Origin of the sequence: Dehalobacter sp. TeCB1 (genome assembly GCF_001707455.1) — a bacterium.
In the GTDB taxonomy this organism is placed as follows: Bacteria; Bacillota; Desulfitobacteriia; order Desulfitobacteriales; family Syntrophobotulaceae; genus Dehalobacter; species Dehalobacter restrictus.
In genome coordinates this window covers 91048-105922 of the sequence record NZ_MCHF01000014.1, presented here as the reverse complement: position 1 = coordinate 105922, position 14875 = coordinate 91048, and the positions used below count along the sequence as shown (strand labels likewise).

At 43.2% G+C, this 14875-nt stretch carries 17 protein-coding genes, 2 tRNA genes and 1 riboswitch; of the genes, 9 read left to right on the top strand and 10 right to left on the bottom strand.

Annotated features, from left to right (window positions below):
- Positions 1-378 precede the first annotated feature (378 nt).
- Together A7D23_RS04660 and A7D23_RS04655 are read right to left on the bottom strand one after the other, a co-directional pair.
- Positions 379-726 carry a hypothetical protein gene (locus tag A7D23_RS04660; protein ID WP_019226898.1) on the bottom strand — a complete coding sequence of 116 codons (348 nt, stop codon included), beginning with the start codon at positions 724-726 and terminating at the stop codon, positions 379-381.
- Between the two features lie 145 nt (positions 727-871).
- Entirely contained in the window at positions 872-1555 is a 684-nt protein-coding gene (locus A7D23_RS04655; RefSeq protein WP_019226899.1) for a Crp/Fnr family transcriptional regulator, read from the bottom strand.
- 278 nt (positions 1556-1833) lie between these two features.
- On the opposite strand from A7D23_RS04655, the gene A7D23_RS04650 reads away from it, so the two are divergent.
- Positions 1834-1910 (top strand) — tRNA-Pro (locus A7D23_RS04650).
- 208 nt (positions 1911-2118) lie between these two features.
- Complete coding sequence (locus A7D23_RS04645) at positions 2119-2268, top strand: small, acid-soluble spore protein, alpha/beta type (protein WP_019226900.1); 150 nt, start codon at positions 2119-2121, stop codon at positions 2266-2268.
- 61 nt (positions 2269-2329) lie between these two features.
- Here the strand turns inward: A7D23_RS04645 and A7D23_RS04640 are convergent, their stop codons facing one another.
- The 3 genes from A7D23_RS04640 to A7D23_RS04630 all read right to left on the bottom strand — a co-directional run bounded on the left by A7D23_RS04640 (position 2330) and on the right by A7D23_RS04630 (position 4336).
- Positions 2330-2941, bottom strand: a complete 612-nt coding sequence (locus A7D23_RS04640; protein WP_019226901.1) for a DUF975 family protein — start codon at positions 2939-2941, stop codon at positions 2330-2332.
- 218 nt (positions 2942-3159) lie between these two features.
- Positions 3160-3507, bottom strand: coding sequence for a hypothetical protein (locus A7D23_RS04635; RefSeq protein ID WP_019226898.1), 348 nt, complete (start codon positions 3505-3507; stop codon positions 3160-3162).
- 145 nt (positions 3508-3652) lie between these two features.
- Entirely contained in the window at positions 3653-4336 is a 684-nt protein-coding gene (locus tag A7D23_RS04630) for a Crp/Fnr family transcriptional regulator (RefSeq protein ID WP_019226899.1), read from the bottom strand.
- Positions 4337-4614: 278 nt separating this feature from the next.
- Here A7D23_RS04630 and A7D23_RS04625 point away from each other — a divergent pair.
- Both A7D23_RS04625 and A7D23_RS04620 read left to right on the top strand, forming a co-directional pair.
- Positions 4615-4691, top strand: a tRNA-Pro gene (locus A7D23_RS04625).
- A 208-nt stretch (positions 4692-4899) separates the two neighbouring features.
- On the top strand, positions 4900-5049 hold the full coding sequence (locus tag A7D23_RS04620) for a small, acid-soluble spore protein, alpha/beta type (protein WP_019226900.1): 150 nt from the start codon (positions 4900-4902) through the stop codon (positions 5047-5049).
- Between the two features lie 61 nt (positions 5050-5110).
- On the opposite strand, the gene A7D23_RS04615 is transcribed toward A7D23_RS04620, so the two are convergent.
- A complete protein-coding gene (locus A7D23_RS04615; protein WP_068883378.1) occupies positions 5111-5722 on the bottom strand; it encodes a DUF975 family protein in 612 nt (203 codons plus the stop codon).
- A 197-nt stretch (positions 5723-5919) separates the two neighbouring features.
- On the opposite strand from A7D23_RS04615, the gene A7D23_RS04610 reads away from it, so the two are divergent.
- The 5 genes from A7D23_RS04610 (at position 5920) to ribE (A7D23_RS04590) (ending at position 10514) form a co-directional block, all read left to right on the top strand.
- Positions 5920-6453: a GNAT family protein gene (locus tag A7D23_RS04610; protein WP_068883376.1), complete on the top strand. Its 534-nt coding sequence runs from the start codon at positions 5920-5922 to the stop codon at positions 6451-6453.
- A gap of 96 nt (positions 6454-6549) precedes the next feature.
- Positions 6550-6664: riboswitch (FMN riboswitch) on the top strand.
- A gap of 189 nt (positions 6665-6853) precedes the next feature.
- Positions 6854-7999: a bifunctional diaminohydroxyphosphoribosylaminopyrimidine deaminase/5-amino-6-(5-phosphoribosylamino)uracil reductase RibD gene (ribD, locus tag A7D23_RS04605; protein ID WP_068883374.1), complete on the top strand. Its 1146-nt coding sequence runs from the start codon at positions 6854-6856 to the stop codon at positions 7997-7999.
- Positions 7999-8652: a riboflavin synthase gene (gene ribE, locus A7D23_RS04600; RefSeq protein WP_068883372.1), complete on the top strand. Its 654-nt coding sequence runs from the start codon at positions 7999-8001 to the stop codon at positions 8650-8652. The genes ribD and ribE (A7D23_RS04600) overlap by 1 nt, the downstream gene beginning before the upstream one ends.
- 41 nt (positions 8653-8693) lie before the next feature.
- Positions 8694-9911, top strand: a complete 1218-nt coding sequence (locus A7D23_RS04595) for a bifunctional 3,4-dihydroxy-2-butanone-4-phosphate synthase/GTP cyclohydrolase II (protein WP_015042628.1) — start codon at positions 8694-8696, stop codon at positions 9909-9911.
- Positions 9912-10049: 138 nt separating this feature from the next.
- Positions 10050-10514 carry a 6,7-dimethyl-8-ribityllumazine synthase gene (ribE, locus tag A7D23_RS04590; protein ID WP_015042627.1) on the top strand — a complete coding sequence of 155 codons (465 nt, stop codon included), beginning with the start codon at positions 10050-10052 and terminating at the stop codon, positions 10512-10514.
- Positions 10515-10621: 107 nt separating this feature from the next.
- Here the strand turns inward: ribE (A7D23_RS04590) and A7D23_RS04585 are convergent, their stop codons facing one another.
- The 4 genes from A7D23_RS04585 to A7D23_RS04570 all read right to left on the bottom strand — a co-directional run bounded on the left by A7D23_RS04585 (position 10622) and on the right by A7D23_RS04570 (position 14871).
- Positions 10622-10819, bottom strand: coding sequence for a spore coat protein (locus tag A7D23_RS04585; RefSeq protein WP_015042626.1), 198 nt, complete (start codon positions 10817-10819; stop codon positions 10622-10624).
- A gap of 19 nt (positions 10820-10838) precedes the next feature.
- Positions 10839-11048: a hypothetical protein gene (locus tag A7D23_RS04580; protein WP_068883370.1), complete on the bottom strand. Its 210-nt coding sequence runs from the start codon at positions 11046-11048 to the stop codon at positions 10839-10841.
- Positions 11049-11227: 179 nt separating this feature from the next.
- A complete protein-coding gene (clpB, locus tag A7D23_RS04575; protein WP_068883368.1) occupies positions 11228-13813 on the bottom strand; it encodes an ATP-dependent chaperone ClpB in 2586 nt (861 codons plus the stop codon).
- A 68-nt stretch (positions 13814-13881) separates the two neighbouring features.
- Positions 13882-14871, bottom strand: a complete 990-nt coding sequence (locus A7D23_RS04570) for a J domain-containing protein (protein ID WP_019225504.1) — start codon at positions 14869-14871, stop codon at positions 13882-13884.
- Between the last annotated feature and the right edge of the window lie 4 nt (positions 14872-14875).

Here is a 14875-nt window from a genome sequence, read left to right as displayed (position 1 = left end):
GCTTCTACTTCTTTCAGAATGGCTATGATTTTTTCTTCCGGATATTTTTTCATTTTCTCATCCCCCATGTGCTTATTTTATTCGATTTCTCTAAATAAAGCTTGCACATTTTTTGGGGGACAGGTCAAAGGTGTCAGCAAGCGTCACATTGTACTTTCATCGTAAGCGCTTAAAAAAGCGCTTACCTTTCATCCTTCACATACTTTATAAATAAAAAACTCTAGAATATTTCTAGAGTTCCATTTTAATCAATTTCTATAGTATTTTTTACTACTTTGACAGCGTGTGTATTTCCCTTTGTTCAACCCTTTTACTCCGTTAGAAGCGGCCTGATATTGTTTCGGATAATTAGTCTTATAACAAGGTTAATTAATTCAATTAAATGTAGACGAAAGCCAATGTTAAACCTACAGCGGCAATTAAAATAAATAACCCCCAATAAAGTTTATTGAATCGGTTCTTTGTGAGTTGGATCATCACCCAAAAGAGTGCGAAACCTCCAATGCTCTTGATTAACAATGGAAGGCTAAAATCAACAAGTGTCCAAACATAGCATCCTGTTAATACTGCGAAGCCAAAGACAACATACATGATTTTACGGAGTTTTGTTTTTAGGTTTTGGTCATCACTAAAAGTAGCGATAAAAAATAAGACCAGGAGCACAGATGCAGCCAGAAAATGCCAGGGAGTATGATTCATTATTTCTATAGGACCTAAAGCTATCAAAAAAAATCCCTCCTAGAATATAATTATGATTTATTATAAGGTGATTAATGTTTCTGAAACTGTTAAGTATTTAACAATTAATAAAAAAAATTTGGAAAGTTGAATTTCCATACCTAAAAATCAGAGAAGTAGCTGCTTGACCCTATTATTTAAATATGTGCGTACTAAGACAAGGGTCATCTTTTAAAATGTAATATCTGTTAGTATGATCGACTATTTTGGCTTCTTTTAACTCATTAAGAGCCTGAATGACCATTACCCGTGAAGAACCAATCATATCAGCTAATTCCTGTTGAGTAATTATTAAATCAATCATTGTCGCGTCTGGCAGCTTTTTCCCATATTGGTTGGCAAGGTTATAAAATAGACGTAATAATCTTTCTTTTACAGTTCGTCTAGTTTCCTTATCTGAATTCATAATGGCATAACGCTTTTGCCCAAGGTAATTAATTATCCTTAAGGCAAAAGAAGGATCTTTCTTAATTAACATTACAAATTGCATTTTACTAAAGCAGCAGATGCAAGCCTCTTCCATGGCTAACGCACTAGAACATTCCTTTTGTTCTTGATATAACGACAACTCACCTAGTACCTCACCGGGACCACAGATATCCAGAATTGTTTCATGTCCATCTTCAGCACTTTGAACAAGTTTAAGTTTTCCTGATTTTACAAGAAATATAGTACCTGTAATATCCCCTTGATAAAAAAGATAGTGTCCTTTGGACAGCCGTTTTTTATTTGTACATTGACACAAGTTTGTAAACTGTTCTTTTTCCAGACCCCGAAACATATCCAATTCTTCTAGGCAAATGAGGCAACGTTTCATGATATTCCCCCTATGTTTATAAAGAAAATATATCAAAATAGATTCAACTTTTCAACAAAGTAAAAATAATCCCGCTTTACTAGCCAGATTATTATTTGGAATTATCATACACAAAACCTGATCAATCTTTTATTGTCCTCGAAAGTGTCCCCTCTTTTAAGAAAAGTTATTGTCAAACAAAGGTTAGCTATCGCTCAATAACAAATATTCAAAGCATTTTATCCTTGACATGAATTCAGCCTTTTGTTATGATTTTATTTGTTCTTCAAAAGAGACATCGGGGCGTGGCGCAGTTTGGTAGCGTGCTTGGTTCGGGACCAAGAGGCCGCAGGTTCGAATCCTGTCGCCCCGACCATTGAAAATCAAAAAGAAACTCCGGGTTTTTACCCGGAGCTTATTTTTTATATTTGATCCACTTTTGAACCTGTTTATTAGTTGTCATATTTAAGCTAAATGTTAAAAACTTACTGAACTAAAATAAACTACCTGTGTATTTAATTCCTATATGCAGATACTACAGATAGATAGATAAATAAATAATAAATAAAAAGGAGGGATATTGAATGGCTAAGTATAAACTGCCGGTTAACAAACAAAGTGTTGCCAGCGAGCTTAATGTTAACCTAGGCCCAGACACCTCCGCAAGACAGAATGGCTCTGTTGGGGGTAGTATGGTTAAGAAAACTTTTGAATATATTAACAGTAGAATCTAGTCATCAAGCCAATAAAAATAATTTACTCCGGGCTTTTACCCGGAGTAAATTTATCTATGACTTAAAACTCTTCCGCAGTACAGACACCATTTTTGATGCTTTCTTTTTTCAGTTCCTGATAGAAATTTGTAAACGTAATTTGCATGTAAGGCATCAGCCAGATATAGCCAAGACAGAACGGGATCGTGGCCAGGATCGCCCAGCCAATGAAGCTGAGGGTAAGCAGGAATAGCTTGCCGCGATAGCCATAGCTGATTTTTTTGCTGAGATCAAAGGCCTTTTTGATACCCATATCAGGATTATCAGCATAAATATAAAAGCTCATCATATAGCCGTACGCTTTAACGATCCCCGGAATAATCAGAAGCAGTGACCATAAAAGTGTCCACAGCACATACCAGAGATACAGCCCGGCGCAATTAATGGCATTTTTAAATCCAGAAAGGACCACTTCAACATTCGGGTCTTCCGCACGACAGAACTTTAAGGCAAAGGTCACCAGACCAATCATGAGCGGGCCCGCAATTAAAATCGTAATAATCGGACCAACACACGGGATCCAAGACAGGATGAACACGATTACAGCATAAATCAGACAGGCCAGGATTGGTCTCAGCCATTGCCCTTTTAACTGGGTGCGGGCCATGGCCCTTAATTCTTTGTTTTCAAGCATTGTAAGCGCTTAAAAAAGCGCTTACCTTTCATCCTTCACATACTTTATAAATAAAAAACTCTAGAATATTTCTAGAGTTCCATTTTAATCAATTTCTATAGTATTTTTTACTACTTTGACAGCGTGTGTATTTCCCTTTGTTCAACCCTTTTACTCCGTTAGAAGCGGCCTGATATTGTTTCGGATAATTAGTCTTATAACAAGGTTAATTAATTCAATTAAATGTAGACGAAAGCCAATGTTAAACCTACAGCGGCAATTAAAATAAATAACCCCCAATAAAGTTTATTGAATCGGTTCTTTGTGAGTTGGATCATCACCCAAAAGAGTGCGAAACCTCCAATGCTCTTGATTAACAATGGAAGGCTAAAATCAACAAGTGTCCAAACATAGCATCCTGTTAATACTGCGAAGCCAAAGACAACATACATGATTTTACGGAGTTTTGTTTTTAGGTTTTGGTCATCACTAAAAGTAGCGATAAAAAATAAGACCAGGAGCACAGATGCAGCCAGAAAATGCCAGGGAGTATGATTCATTATTTCTATAGGACCTAAAGCTATCAAAAAAAATCCCTCCTAGAATATAATTATGATTTATTATAAGGTGATTAATGTTTCTGAAACTGTTAAGTATTTAACAATTAATAAAAAAAATTTGGAAAGTTGAATTTCCATACCTAAAAATCAGAGAAGTAGCTGCTTGACCCTATTATTTAAATATGTGCGTACTAAGACAAGGGTCATCTTTTAAAATGTAATATCTGTTAGTATGATCGACTATTTTGGCTTCTTTTAACTCATTAAGAGCCTGAATGACCATTACCCGTGAAGAACCAATCATATCAGCTAATTCCTGTTGAGTAATTATTAAATCAATCATTGTCGCGTCTGGCAGCTTTTTCCCATATTGGTTGGCAAGGTTATAAAATAGACGTAATAATCTTTCTTTTACAGTTCGTCTAGTTTCCTTATCTGAATTCATAATGGCATAACGCTTTTGCCCAAGGTAATTAATTATCCTTAAGGCAAAAGAAGGATCTTTCTTAATTAACATTACAAATTGCATTTTACTAAAGCAGCAGATGCAAGCCTCTTCCATGGCTAACGCACTAGAACATTCCTTTTGTTCTTGATATAACGACAACTCACCTAGTACCTCACCGGGACCACAGATATCCAGAATTGTTTCATGTCCATCTTCAGCACTTTGAACAAGTTTAAGTTTTCCTGATTTTACAAGAAATATAGTACCTGTAATATCCCCTTGATAAAAAAGATAGTGTCCTTTGGACAGCCGTTTTTTATTTGTACATTGACACAAGTTTGTAAACTGTTCTTTTTCCAGACCCCGAAACATATCCAATTCTTCTAGGCAAATGAGGCAACGTTTCATGATATTCCCCCTATGTTTATAAAGAAAATATATCAAAATAGATTCAACTTTTCAACAAAGTAAAAATAATCCCGCTTTACTAGCCAGATTATTATTTGGAATTATCATACACAAAACCTGATCAATCTTTTATTGTCCTCGAAAGTGTCCCCTCTTTTAAGAAAAGTTATTGTCAAACAAAGGTTAGCTATCGCTCAATAACAAATATTCAAAGCATTTTATCCTTGACATGAATTCAGCCTTTTGTTATGATTTTATTTGTTCTTCAAAAGAGACATCGGGGCGTGGCGCAGTTTGGTAGCGTGCTTGGTTCGGGACCAAGAGGCCGCAGGTTCGAATCCTGTCGCCCCGACCATTGAAAATCAAAAAGAAACTCCGGGTTTTTACCCGGAGCTTATTTTTTATATTTGATCCACTTTTGAACCTGTTTATTAGTTGTCATATTTAAGCTAAATGTTAAAAACTTACTGAACTAAAATAAACTACCTGTGTATTTAATTCCTATATGCAGATACTACAGATAGATAGATAAATAAATAATAAATAAAAAGGAGGGATATTGAATGGCTAAGTATAAACTGCCGGTTAACAAACAAAGTGTTGCCAGCGAGCTTAATGTTAACCTAGGCCCAGACACCTCCGCAAGACAGAATGGCTCTGTTGGGGGTAGTATGGTTAAGAAAACTTTTGAATATATTAACAGTAGAATCTAGTCATCAAGCCAATAAAAATAATTTACTCCGGGCTTTTACCCGGAGTAAATTTATCTATGACTTAAAACTCTTCCGCAGTACAGACACCATTTTTGATGCTTTCTTTTTTCAGTTCCTGATAGAAATTTGTAAACGTAATTTGCATGTAAGGCATCAGCCAGATATAGCCAAGACAGAACGGGATCGTGGCCAGGATCGCCCAGCCAATGAAGCTGAGGGTAAGCAGGAATAGCTTGCCGCGATAGCCATAGCTGATTTTTTTGCTGAGATCAAAGGCCTTTTTGATACCCATATCAGGATTATCAGCATAAATATAAAAGCTCATCATATAGCCGTACGCTTTAACGATCCCTGGAATAATCAGAAGCAGTGACCATAACAGCGTCCACAGCATATACCAGAGATATAGCCCGGCGCAATTAATGGCATTTTTAAATCCAGAAAGGACCACTTCAACATTCGGGTCTTCCGCACGACAGAACTTTAAGGTAAAGGTCACCAGACCAATCATGAGCGGGCCCGCAATTAAAATCGTAATAATCGGACCAACACACGGGATCCAAGAGAGGATAAACACGATTGCAGCATAAATCAGGCAGGCCAGGATTGGCTTCAGCCAGTTCCCGTTTAGCTGGGTGCGGGCCATGGCCCTTAATTCTTTGTTTTCAAGCATTTTCTAGTCCCCTTTCAAAATTATAAATGATGACTCCAGATGAATAATTTCATCTTAACGAAAGAAGCAACAAAATTCAAGCATTTTTGCTATATTTTACCTTATTTTGCATTTTGCTTCTCCTTCTACTTGATCTTATTTCTCTACATGCTAAACTATGATTACTTAAACGCATTTTTGTTTGGAAGGTGACTGCCATGTTAAACGGCAAACGAACCCGAATCCGTCCGCTCGAGATTGATGATCTAGACACCTTGTATGAATGGTATAATGATCACGACTTCTCTTACTGGATCAGCGGCAATTGGCCGCTTGCAACCCTGCTGCGCCGGGAAGATCTGGAGAGCAAACTTTTTGAAGAGGATGCCAACCGCTATGCGATTACGGATTTACAAGGCAGCCTTATCGGTACAATTGGTTTCGATCAGGTCAATATTCCGGCCAGATCGGCCCGCATCTATATCGGAATTGGTCTCCAAGATTACTGGGGAAAAGGTTACGGGACCGATGCGCTGACTGCTTTTATCCGCTACCTGTTTGGCCAGTGGAATTTCCGGAGACTGACCGCTGAGACCTGGGTCAATAACACCAGGGCGCTCTCCTGCTATGAGAAGCTCGGCTTCATTACCGAAGGCAGGCTGCGTGAAGCCTATTATGTGGAAGGGCAATATTTTGACGCAATCATTTTAGGTTTATTAAAAAAAGATTATGCCGAGGTCGTCCGCCTTTAGACTCTCTTGATCTCTGTGCAAAATGGTTGCATTCTTGACAGGATTGCAGTATGATAATTGCAGCTTGACCGATCTATGCAGTAAAACTGAATACGTTCTTTACTCTGGGGATAGGTGTAATTCCTTACCGGCGGTACAGCCCGCGAGCCTTATGGCAGATTCGTTGAAATTACGAAGCCGACAGTTAAAGTCTGGATGGAAAGAGCAAAACATGGTGTGATCGTGCACGTGCTTGTCGTGTTTGTCGCGTAGCCTCTCACTTGCTTGTTTTGAATGACGGTTGATCTGAATGATGACGCCCGGAGTATTTCCGGGCATTTTTTATTATTTTTTCTATAATTTATCAATGATTTATATTTCCATTTGTCGTTGACACGCTAATGACTGGAGGGTACATCCATTGCCTGATCGTTTTACCGCAGAGGATAAAAACTACATGGAACGCGCGCTGAATCTTGCCGTACTGGCAGCAGGCAGAACCAGTCCAAATCCGCTTGTGGGCTGTGTCATTGTCCGGGACGGTCAGATTGTCGGGGAAGGCTACCATAGGAAAGCCGGTACGCCGCATGCGGAAGTCCATGCCTTAAATGCTGCAGGATCAAGCGCAGAAGGTGCCGATGTCTATGTCACACTGGAACCCTGCTCCCATTACGGCCGTACACCTCCCTGCACCGATGCGCTGATTGCAGCAGGCGTAAAGAAAGTGATTGTCGCGATGACGGACCCGAATCCGCTGGTCAGCGGTCAGGGTGTGAAAAAGCTGCAGGATGCCGGTATTCTTGTCGAAACCGGTCTGCTGGCTGAAAAAGCTCGAAAAATTAATGAGCCTTTTCTGAAAGCGATTATCACGAAAATGCCCTTTGTACTGTATAAAGCTGCAATGACGCTCGATGGCCGGACTGCCGTAGAATCAGGAGACTCCAAATGGATCACTTCGGAAGAGGCCAGACATTTCGTTCATGGGTTAAGAAATACTTTTGACGTCATTATGGTCGGCAGTCAAACAGTCCTTCAGGATAACCCGCTCTTAACCTGCCGCAATATTGAGAATGGCCGGGACCCGGTCCGGCTGATCGTCGATGGTTCCCTTTCTGTTCCTATAAACGCTCAGGTCCTTCGGAACGAATCCGCCAGCCGCTGCATCATCGCGACAACAAAGGCTGCTGACGAGAATAAACTGCTGCGGATGCGTGAAACATTTGCTGCCGACAAGGTTGATATCTGGCAGTATGATACGTCCAGGCAGGTTCCCTTGCCGGACCTGCTGAGAGATATCGCGGCCGGAGGCTTAAACAGCATCTTATTGGAAGGCGGCGGCACGCTCGCCGGTAAAATGCTGGAATCCAGGCTGATTGATCAAATCATGTTTATGTTGGCCCCGAAACTGGCCGGATCCGGCTTCTCCCCGCTCTCAGGCCTGCACCTCGCCAGCATGTCCGAGGCAGTAACTGTCAGTCAACTGGTGGTCTGCGAACTGGGAGGAAATTATAGTTTTACCGGGACAGTTGACTATAACCATACCAACAAAATGGGAAGTGACAAATGATGTTTACAGGAATCATTGAAGAACTGGGCATAATAAAGAGTCTAGATCTGCTGAAAGACTCCGCCAGATTAACGATTGAAGCTTCTTTCGTACTGAAGGGATCCCAAATCGGAGACAGCATTGCCGTCAACGGGGTCTGTCTTACAGCGACCGCCATCGGTTCCGGAAGTTTTTCTGTCGATGTTATGTACGAAACGCTCCAGCGAACAAACCTTCAAGAATTAAAGCAGCATACCAAAGTCAACCTGGAAAGAGCGCTGCAGCTGCAAAGCCGTTTGGGCGGCCATCTGGTGAGCGGCCATGTCGATGGCATCGGAAAAATGACTGCAATGACTCCAGTCGGCATTGCTCAAACCTATCGAATTCAAACGTCTCCGGAGATAACCTCCTCCCTGCTGCCGAAAGGGTCAGTGGCCATTGATGGAATCTCGTTAACGGTCATTGATGTCGGGGATGACTTTTTTACCGTCTCCCTGATCCCCCACACCTTTCAGCATACGACACTCGGCTTTAAACGCATTGGTTCTACGGTGAATCTGGAAACCGATATCATCGGAAAATATGTAGCTAGGTTCCTGCAAAAGGATCACAGCCCACCCCAAACCAAAAAAGATATATCCGTTGAATTCTTAACTGAAAATGGTTTTATCTAACGTTTAGCAAACGTTTTATCTAATGAAAGGAGCTTAAACAGATGACACAACAAGAAAATATTTTTGCAAGCATTCCGGAAGCCATCGAAGATATTCGTCAGGGCAAAATGATTATCGTCGTCGATGATGAAGACAGGGAAAATGAAGGCGATATTATCATGGCTGCTTCCAAGGTGACTCCCGAAGGGATCAATTTTATGGCCACCTACGGCCGGGGATTGATCTGTACTTCCCTGACTGCTGCACGGCTTAAAGAACTGAATTTGGATCTGATGGTCCAGAACAACACAGATCCCCACGGCACAGCTTTTACGATAAGCGTCGATGCCGCAACCAGTACCACAGGGATTTCAGCGTTTGAAAGAGCCGATACGATTCAGGTTCTGATTAACAAAGACAGCAAACCGCAGGATTTGCGCAGACCGGGTCATATTTTTCCGCTGCAGGCCCGGGAAGGCGGTGTCCTGGTCAGAGCCGGCCACACCGAAGGATCGGTCGATCTGGCCCGGCTGGCCGGTCTTGAACCGGCCGGTGTCCTTTGTGAAATCATGAATGAAGACGGGACCATGGCCAGGGTGAACGACCTGCTGAAATTCAAGGAGAAACATAATCTGAAAATGGTAACGATCAAAGACTTGATCAGTTACCGCCGCCTGAACGAAAGACTTATTGAAAGAGCCGAAAGTATTGATTTTCCAACAGAATTTGGGACTTTTAAAGCAGTCGGTTTTAAAAGCAAAATTGACGGCAAGGAACATCTGGCCCTGGTCAAAGGCAATGTCGACGACGGGGAACCCGTTTTGGTCAGAGTCCACTCCGAATGTCTGACCGGAGACGTTTTCTACTCGCGAAGATGCGACTGCCGGGACCAGTTAACGGCAGCCATTCAGCAAATCGAACGCGAAGGACGCGGCCTACTTCTCTATATGCGCCAGGAAGGCCGCGGAATCGGACTTCTGAATAAATTGAAAGCGTATAAACTTCAGGAAGAAGGCAAAGACACTGTCGAAGCAAATCTGGCGCTGGGTTTCCCTCCTGATCTGCGTGATTATGGCGTCGGTGCCCAAATATTAGCTGATCTCGGTATCACCAAAGTCCGTCTGATGACGAATAATCCCAAGAAAATCGTAGGTCTGGAAGGCTACGGCATTCAAGTTACCGAACGCGTCCCGATCGAAATGCCCGCGAAACCGGAAAATGAATACTACCTGACAACCAAAAAAGAAAAAATGGGCCATTTTCTGACCAATATTCGCTGACCAGTGATAATCGGCAATCCTTAATTGACGAATGACAAAGACATTAAGGAGTATAGAGAACTAAAGACCAAATATCATAACCAAATAGCCTAAAAGAAATATGACCGAACAGGCTGTAAAAGAAAGGAAGGATATCATTTGAAAACCATTGAAGGAAAACTGTTGGCCGAAAACCTCAAATTTGCGATTGTTGCCGGAAGATTTAATGAGTTTATTACGAATAAACTTATTGGCGGCGCTTTGGATGCGCTGAAAAGACATGGTGCTGATGAAGACAATATCGAGCTCGTCTGGGTCCCCGGTGCTTTTGAAATTCCGCTGGCCGCCAAAAAAATTGCTGAACAAAAACGGTTTGATGCGGTCATCTGCCTTGGTGCAGTGATCAGAGGGGCTACGCCGCATTTTGACTATGTCAGCAGCGAAGTCAGCAAAGGTGTCGCTAATGTCGGTCTGGAAACAGGCGTTCCTGTGATCTTCGGCGTTCTGACCACCGACACGATTGAGCAGGCCATTGAACGGGCAGGCACGAAATCCGGCAATAAAGGTTTTGATGCTGCCGTAACCGCGATTGAAACCGCGAATCTGTTTAAGCAGCTTGCGTAGTTAGATCGATTCTTAAAACAAGGCAAATAAAAGACGGGAAGGATATACCGCTGTATAACCTTACCCGTCTTTTTTACGCATGGTTCTCCACTTGCTAACAAATAATCTTAGATCGATCCTCCGGATTTTTCAATAAGTTTTCCAAGACGTTCATAGACTTTGCTTGCTTCATTCGCCAGCTGAAGATAGCGGTGCCGGATTTCATCATTCGAGGCTTTGGTGGCAAATGTCATATACCCGGAAGCCGCTGCAGAGACATCTTTTTCGTAGTCATACATCATATCTAGATCCGAAAAATTACTCATAAACTTAATAATCCCCTTCCTACATGATTTGAGCAAGTTTACTTTTAAGGAAGCCGTTTAATCCCTCGAGTGCAGTTGCCTGATCCTTAAAAAATGCTTTTACTTCCCTGTCGTGAGCCATCTCACTGAACATTTCACATTTCCTCATCGATACTTCGCTTTCAACTAAAGATCTTGTTATCATTCCCTGATCGAGAATTTTCTTGATTTCGCTTTGACTATGCTGCATGATATCCCACCTTCCAAAATTCTTAAGTATTTTAGAATTAAGTATTTTCAGGATATACAAAAAGAGCTGAATTTATGCATTATTCCCTGTCATAATAATAAAAACAACATGGGTTTAACAGATAAAACCCATGTTGTTTTTTTATATTAATGTTTCAGACTCGTTCGATCGTTTTTTTGTTAAATCTTCTTAAACTGATAGTCCTGGTCATAATCCACGAGGATTTTGGTGCCTTCTGGAAATTCGCCCTGCAGAATCTGTTTAGCCAGCAGATTCTGGATTCGCTGCTGAATCACTCTCTTCAGCGGTCTGGCCCCGAATACGGGATCATAACCTTCCTCGGTGAGCATGTACAAAGCCTTATCGGATAAAGTCAGGGTAAGTCCTCTTTCTTTCAGCCGTTTCCGTAGCAGGTCAAGCTGAATTTCCACAATCCGGACAAGATCTTCTTTCTTTAACGGATCAAAGATGATCGTCTCATCAAGTCTGTTGATAAATTCCGGCCGGAAATACCGGCTTAACTCGGCTTCAATGGTTTTACGAATCAATTCCCGACTGCTGTGGTTTTCATTCATTTCCCGGATCTCCTGTCCGGCAATATTGCTGGTTAGGATCACAACCGTATTCTTGAAATTGACAATCCTGCCCTGGCCGTCTGTGAGTCTGCCGTCATCAAGCAGCTGCAGGAGAACATTAAAGACATCACCATGCGCTTTTTCAACCTCGTCAAGTAAAATGACGGCGTACGGTTTTCTGCGGACTGCTTCCGTCAGCTGTCCGCCTTCATCATAGCCGACATAGCCGGGAGGGGCCCCAATCAGCCGGGCCACGGAATGCTTCTCCATATATTCCGACATGTCAATCCGGATCAGGGCTTGTTCATTATCAAACAGAAATTCTGCCAGGGCTTTGGCCAGCTCTGTCTTCCCTACTCCGGTAGGGCCGAGGAACAGGAATGAACCCAGCGGACGGTTCGGGTCCTGCAAACCGGTACGAGCTCTCCGGACCGCATCAGCTACCGCTTGGACAGCTTTGTCCTGACCGATAACCCGTTGATGCAGGTTTTCCTCCATCGTAATCAGTTTCTCGGCTTCACTTTCCAGAAGCTTGGAGACTGGGATATGCGTCCATTTGGCAACGATCTCAGCAATATCGCTTTCTGAGACTTCCTGCTTCAGCAGCGTATTCTCCCGGCCCGATACGAGCTGTTCAAGTTCGGCCAGCTCTTTCTCAAGCTTTGGCAGTACGCCGTACTGAAGTTCGGCAGCCTTATTGTAGTCGTATTTTTGCTGGGCATTTTCAATCTCCACCCTCGTCCGGTCAATATCTTCCTTTAGCTTGTGAATATTGCCCAATTTTTCGCGTTCTTCCTGAAGCTGGGCCTCTAGGGCGCTTCTTTTTTCCTTCAGGTCCCCAAGTTCCTTTTCAATATTAGCCAGTCTTTCCTGACTCGCTTTGTCTTTTTCTTTTTTCAGCGCTTCCCTTTCAATCTCGAGCTGCATGACTCTGCGTTTGATATCGTCGAGTTCCTGCGGCTCACTGGTGATTTCCATCCGCAATCTGGCCGCTGCCTCATCGATCAAGTCAATCGCCTTGTCCGGCAGGAACCGTTCACTGATATAGCGGTCGGAAAGGATACTCGCTGCGATGATCGCACTGTCGGTAATCGTGACGCCATGATGCGTCTCATAACGTTCTTTCAAGCCCCTCAGGATCGAGATCGTATCCTCGACTGTCGGCGGTGCAACGATCACCGTCTGAAAACGTCTTTCCAGCGCCGCATCTTTTTCAATGTGCTTGCGGTATTCGTTCAAGGTCGTTGCACCGACCATCCTGAGCTCCCCACGGGCCAGCATCGGTTTCAGCATATTGCCGGCATCCATTGCGCCTTCGGCTGCTCCTGCCCCGACGACGGTGTGCAGCTCATCAATAAACAAAATAATATTTTCGCGGCTTTCAACTTCCTTTAAAACAGCCTTCAGCCGCTCTTCAAACTCCCCGCGGTATTTGGCCCCCGCAATCAGTGCGCCCATATCAAGGGAGATTACTTCTTTATTCTTAATCGCTTCAGGAACATCACCGCGCACGATTCGCTGGGCCAGCCCTTCGACTATAGCCGTCTTTCCTACGCCTGGTTCGCCAATCAAAACCGGGTTGTTTTTCGTCCGGCGGGACAGAATCTGCAGTACTCTGCGGATTTCCTCATCCCTGCCGATAACTGGGTCTAGTTTTCCTCTTCTGGCCAGTGTCACGAGATTTCGGCCGTACTGTTCCAGGGCAGCATAGGTTCCTTCCGGATTTTGACCGGTAACCCGCTGAGATCCGCGGATTTCCTTTAGAACTTTCAACAGGGCTTCCCGGGTAACTCCGGCTTCTTTCAGGATCTTTCCGGCATCTCCGCCGGCCTGATCAACAACCGCCAGTAAAAGATGTTCCGTGCTGACATAATCATCTCCAAACGGCTCCATTTGATCATGAGCGTTAACCAAAACGGTTCTCATTCTCGGAGAAATGCTCAACTGAGAAGCCGCTCCCATCATTCTGGGCAGTCTCGCGATGCTGGATTTGGTCTTCTCGCTGACGCTAGCTAGCGAAATATTTAATTTATTCAGGATTTGAGGCACAACGCCTTCATTTTGTTCCAATAAGGCCAGTAGCAGATGTTCGGGTTCCACCTGACTGTTATGGCTACTGTCTGCGTTGTTTTGCGCAGCGATGATTGCCTCCTGGGATTTTTGGGTAAAACGGTTGGTATCAAAAGCCATGCGTATCACTCCTTTGAGTTAACATACCGGTATTTGTGGTAGGTCAATGGAATATATAGCCGGAGTAATCAGCTGTTTCTTTCCTGGCTTAATTCCTGAAGCGTACTGATTTCTTTCTCAGACATCTCTTCGGGCAGGACAAGCGTAATCTTTGCGTAAAAATCGCCGAAATGGCCCGGTTTGTTGAGAATAGGCATTCCTTTCCCTCTCAGACGGAAACTTTTTCCGGTTTGGGTGCGCGGAGGAATCTTGATGGATATTTCTCCGCCTAAGGTTTTAACTCGGGCTTCTCCGCCAAGTACAGCCTTGAAGAAATCGATTTCGATGTTGGCGGACAAATCATCTCCGTCCCGGGTATAGACAGGATGTGGAATAATTTTTACCGTTAACAGAAGGTCTCCTTTGTTTCCGTCTTTCGCTCCTGCTTGTCCCTGTCCGCTGAGCCTAATTTTATTGTTATGCTTAATACCTTTCGGAACAGTGGCTTCAATTCTCCGGCCGCCAACTTCAATCATCCGTTTGGTTCCATGATAGGCTTCTTCAAGCGTAATACTGATTTCACCTTCAATGTCCCTGCCGGCCTGCGGTCTTCTGATCCTATCCGAATAATAATCATCGGAATCATCAGCATAGCCCGCTCCCATGCCAAAGATCGAGGAAAAGAAATCAGAAAATCCCCCCATGCCCCTGCCGGCACCAGATCCAAAACCTCTGTCCCCAAATGTTTCCGCGAACTCTTCCGGCGTCATTGTACGGGTATAGCGGTTGCTCCCCGGTGATTCCTGCCAGGCCGACCAGTCAAAAGAATTCCCTCTGCCGCCGCGCGACTGCCATTGCTGGTAGTTTGCCCTTAAATCATCGTATTTTTGTCTTTTGGCAGGATCGGATATCGCCTGATAGGCTTCATTAATTTCCTTGAATTTCTCTTCTGAGGCTTTATCACCCTGGTTTAAATCAGGATGATACTTTTTGGCCAGTGTCTGGTATGCCTTTTTGATGGCCTTATTGTCTGCATCCGGAGAAACGCCTAAGATCTGATAATAATCTTTAAAATCCACTGTC

Coding starts and splice junctions, on each gene's coding strand:
- A7D23_RS04620 (WP_019226900.1), top strand. CDS start 4,900: ATGGCTAAGTATAAACTGCCGGTTAACAAACAAAGTGTTGCCAGCGAG.
- A7D23_RS04645 (WP_019226900.1), top strand. CDS start 2,119: ATGGCTAAGTATAAACTGCCGGTTAACAAACAAAGTGTTGCCAGCGAG.
- A7D23_RS04655 (WP_019226899.1), bottom strand. CDS start 1,555: ATGAAACGTTGCCTCATTTGCCTAGAAGAATTGGATATGTTTCGGGGT.
- A7D23_RS04610 (WP_068883376.1), top strand. CDS start 5,920: ATGTTAAACGGCAAACGAACCCGAATCCGTCCGCTCGAGATTGATGAT.
- A7D23_RS04640 (WP_019226901.1), bottom strand. CDS start 2,941: ATGCTTGAAAACAAAGAATTAAGGGCCATGGCCCGCACCCAGTTAAAA.
- A7D23_RS04585 (WP_015042626.1), bottom strand. CDS start 10,819: ATGAGTAATTTTTCGGATCTAGATATGATGTATGACTACGAAAAAGAT.
- ribE (WP_068883372.1), top strand. CDS start 7,999: ATGTTTACAGGAATCATTGAAGAACTGGGCATAATAAAGAGTCTAGAT.
- A7D23_RS04630 (WP_019226899.1), bottom strand. CDS start 4,336: ATGAAACGTTGCCTCATTTGCCTAGAAGAATTGGATATGTTTCGGGGT.
- clpB (WP_068883368.1), bottom strand. CDS start 13,813: ATGGCTTTTGATACCAACCGTTTTACCCAAAAATCCCAGGAGGCAATC.
- A7D23_RS04615 (WP_068883378.1), bottom strand. CDS start 5,722: ATGCTTGAAAACAAAGAATTAAGGGCCATGGCCCGCACCCAGCTAAAC.
- A7D23_RS04595 (WP_015042628.1), top strand. CDS start 8,694: ATGACACAACAAGAAAATATTTTTGCAAGCATTCCGGAAGCCATCGAA.
- A7D23_RS04580 (WP_068883370.1), bottom strand. CDS start 11,048: ATGCAGCATAGTCAAAGCGAAATCAAGAAAATTCTCGATCAGGGAATG.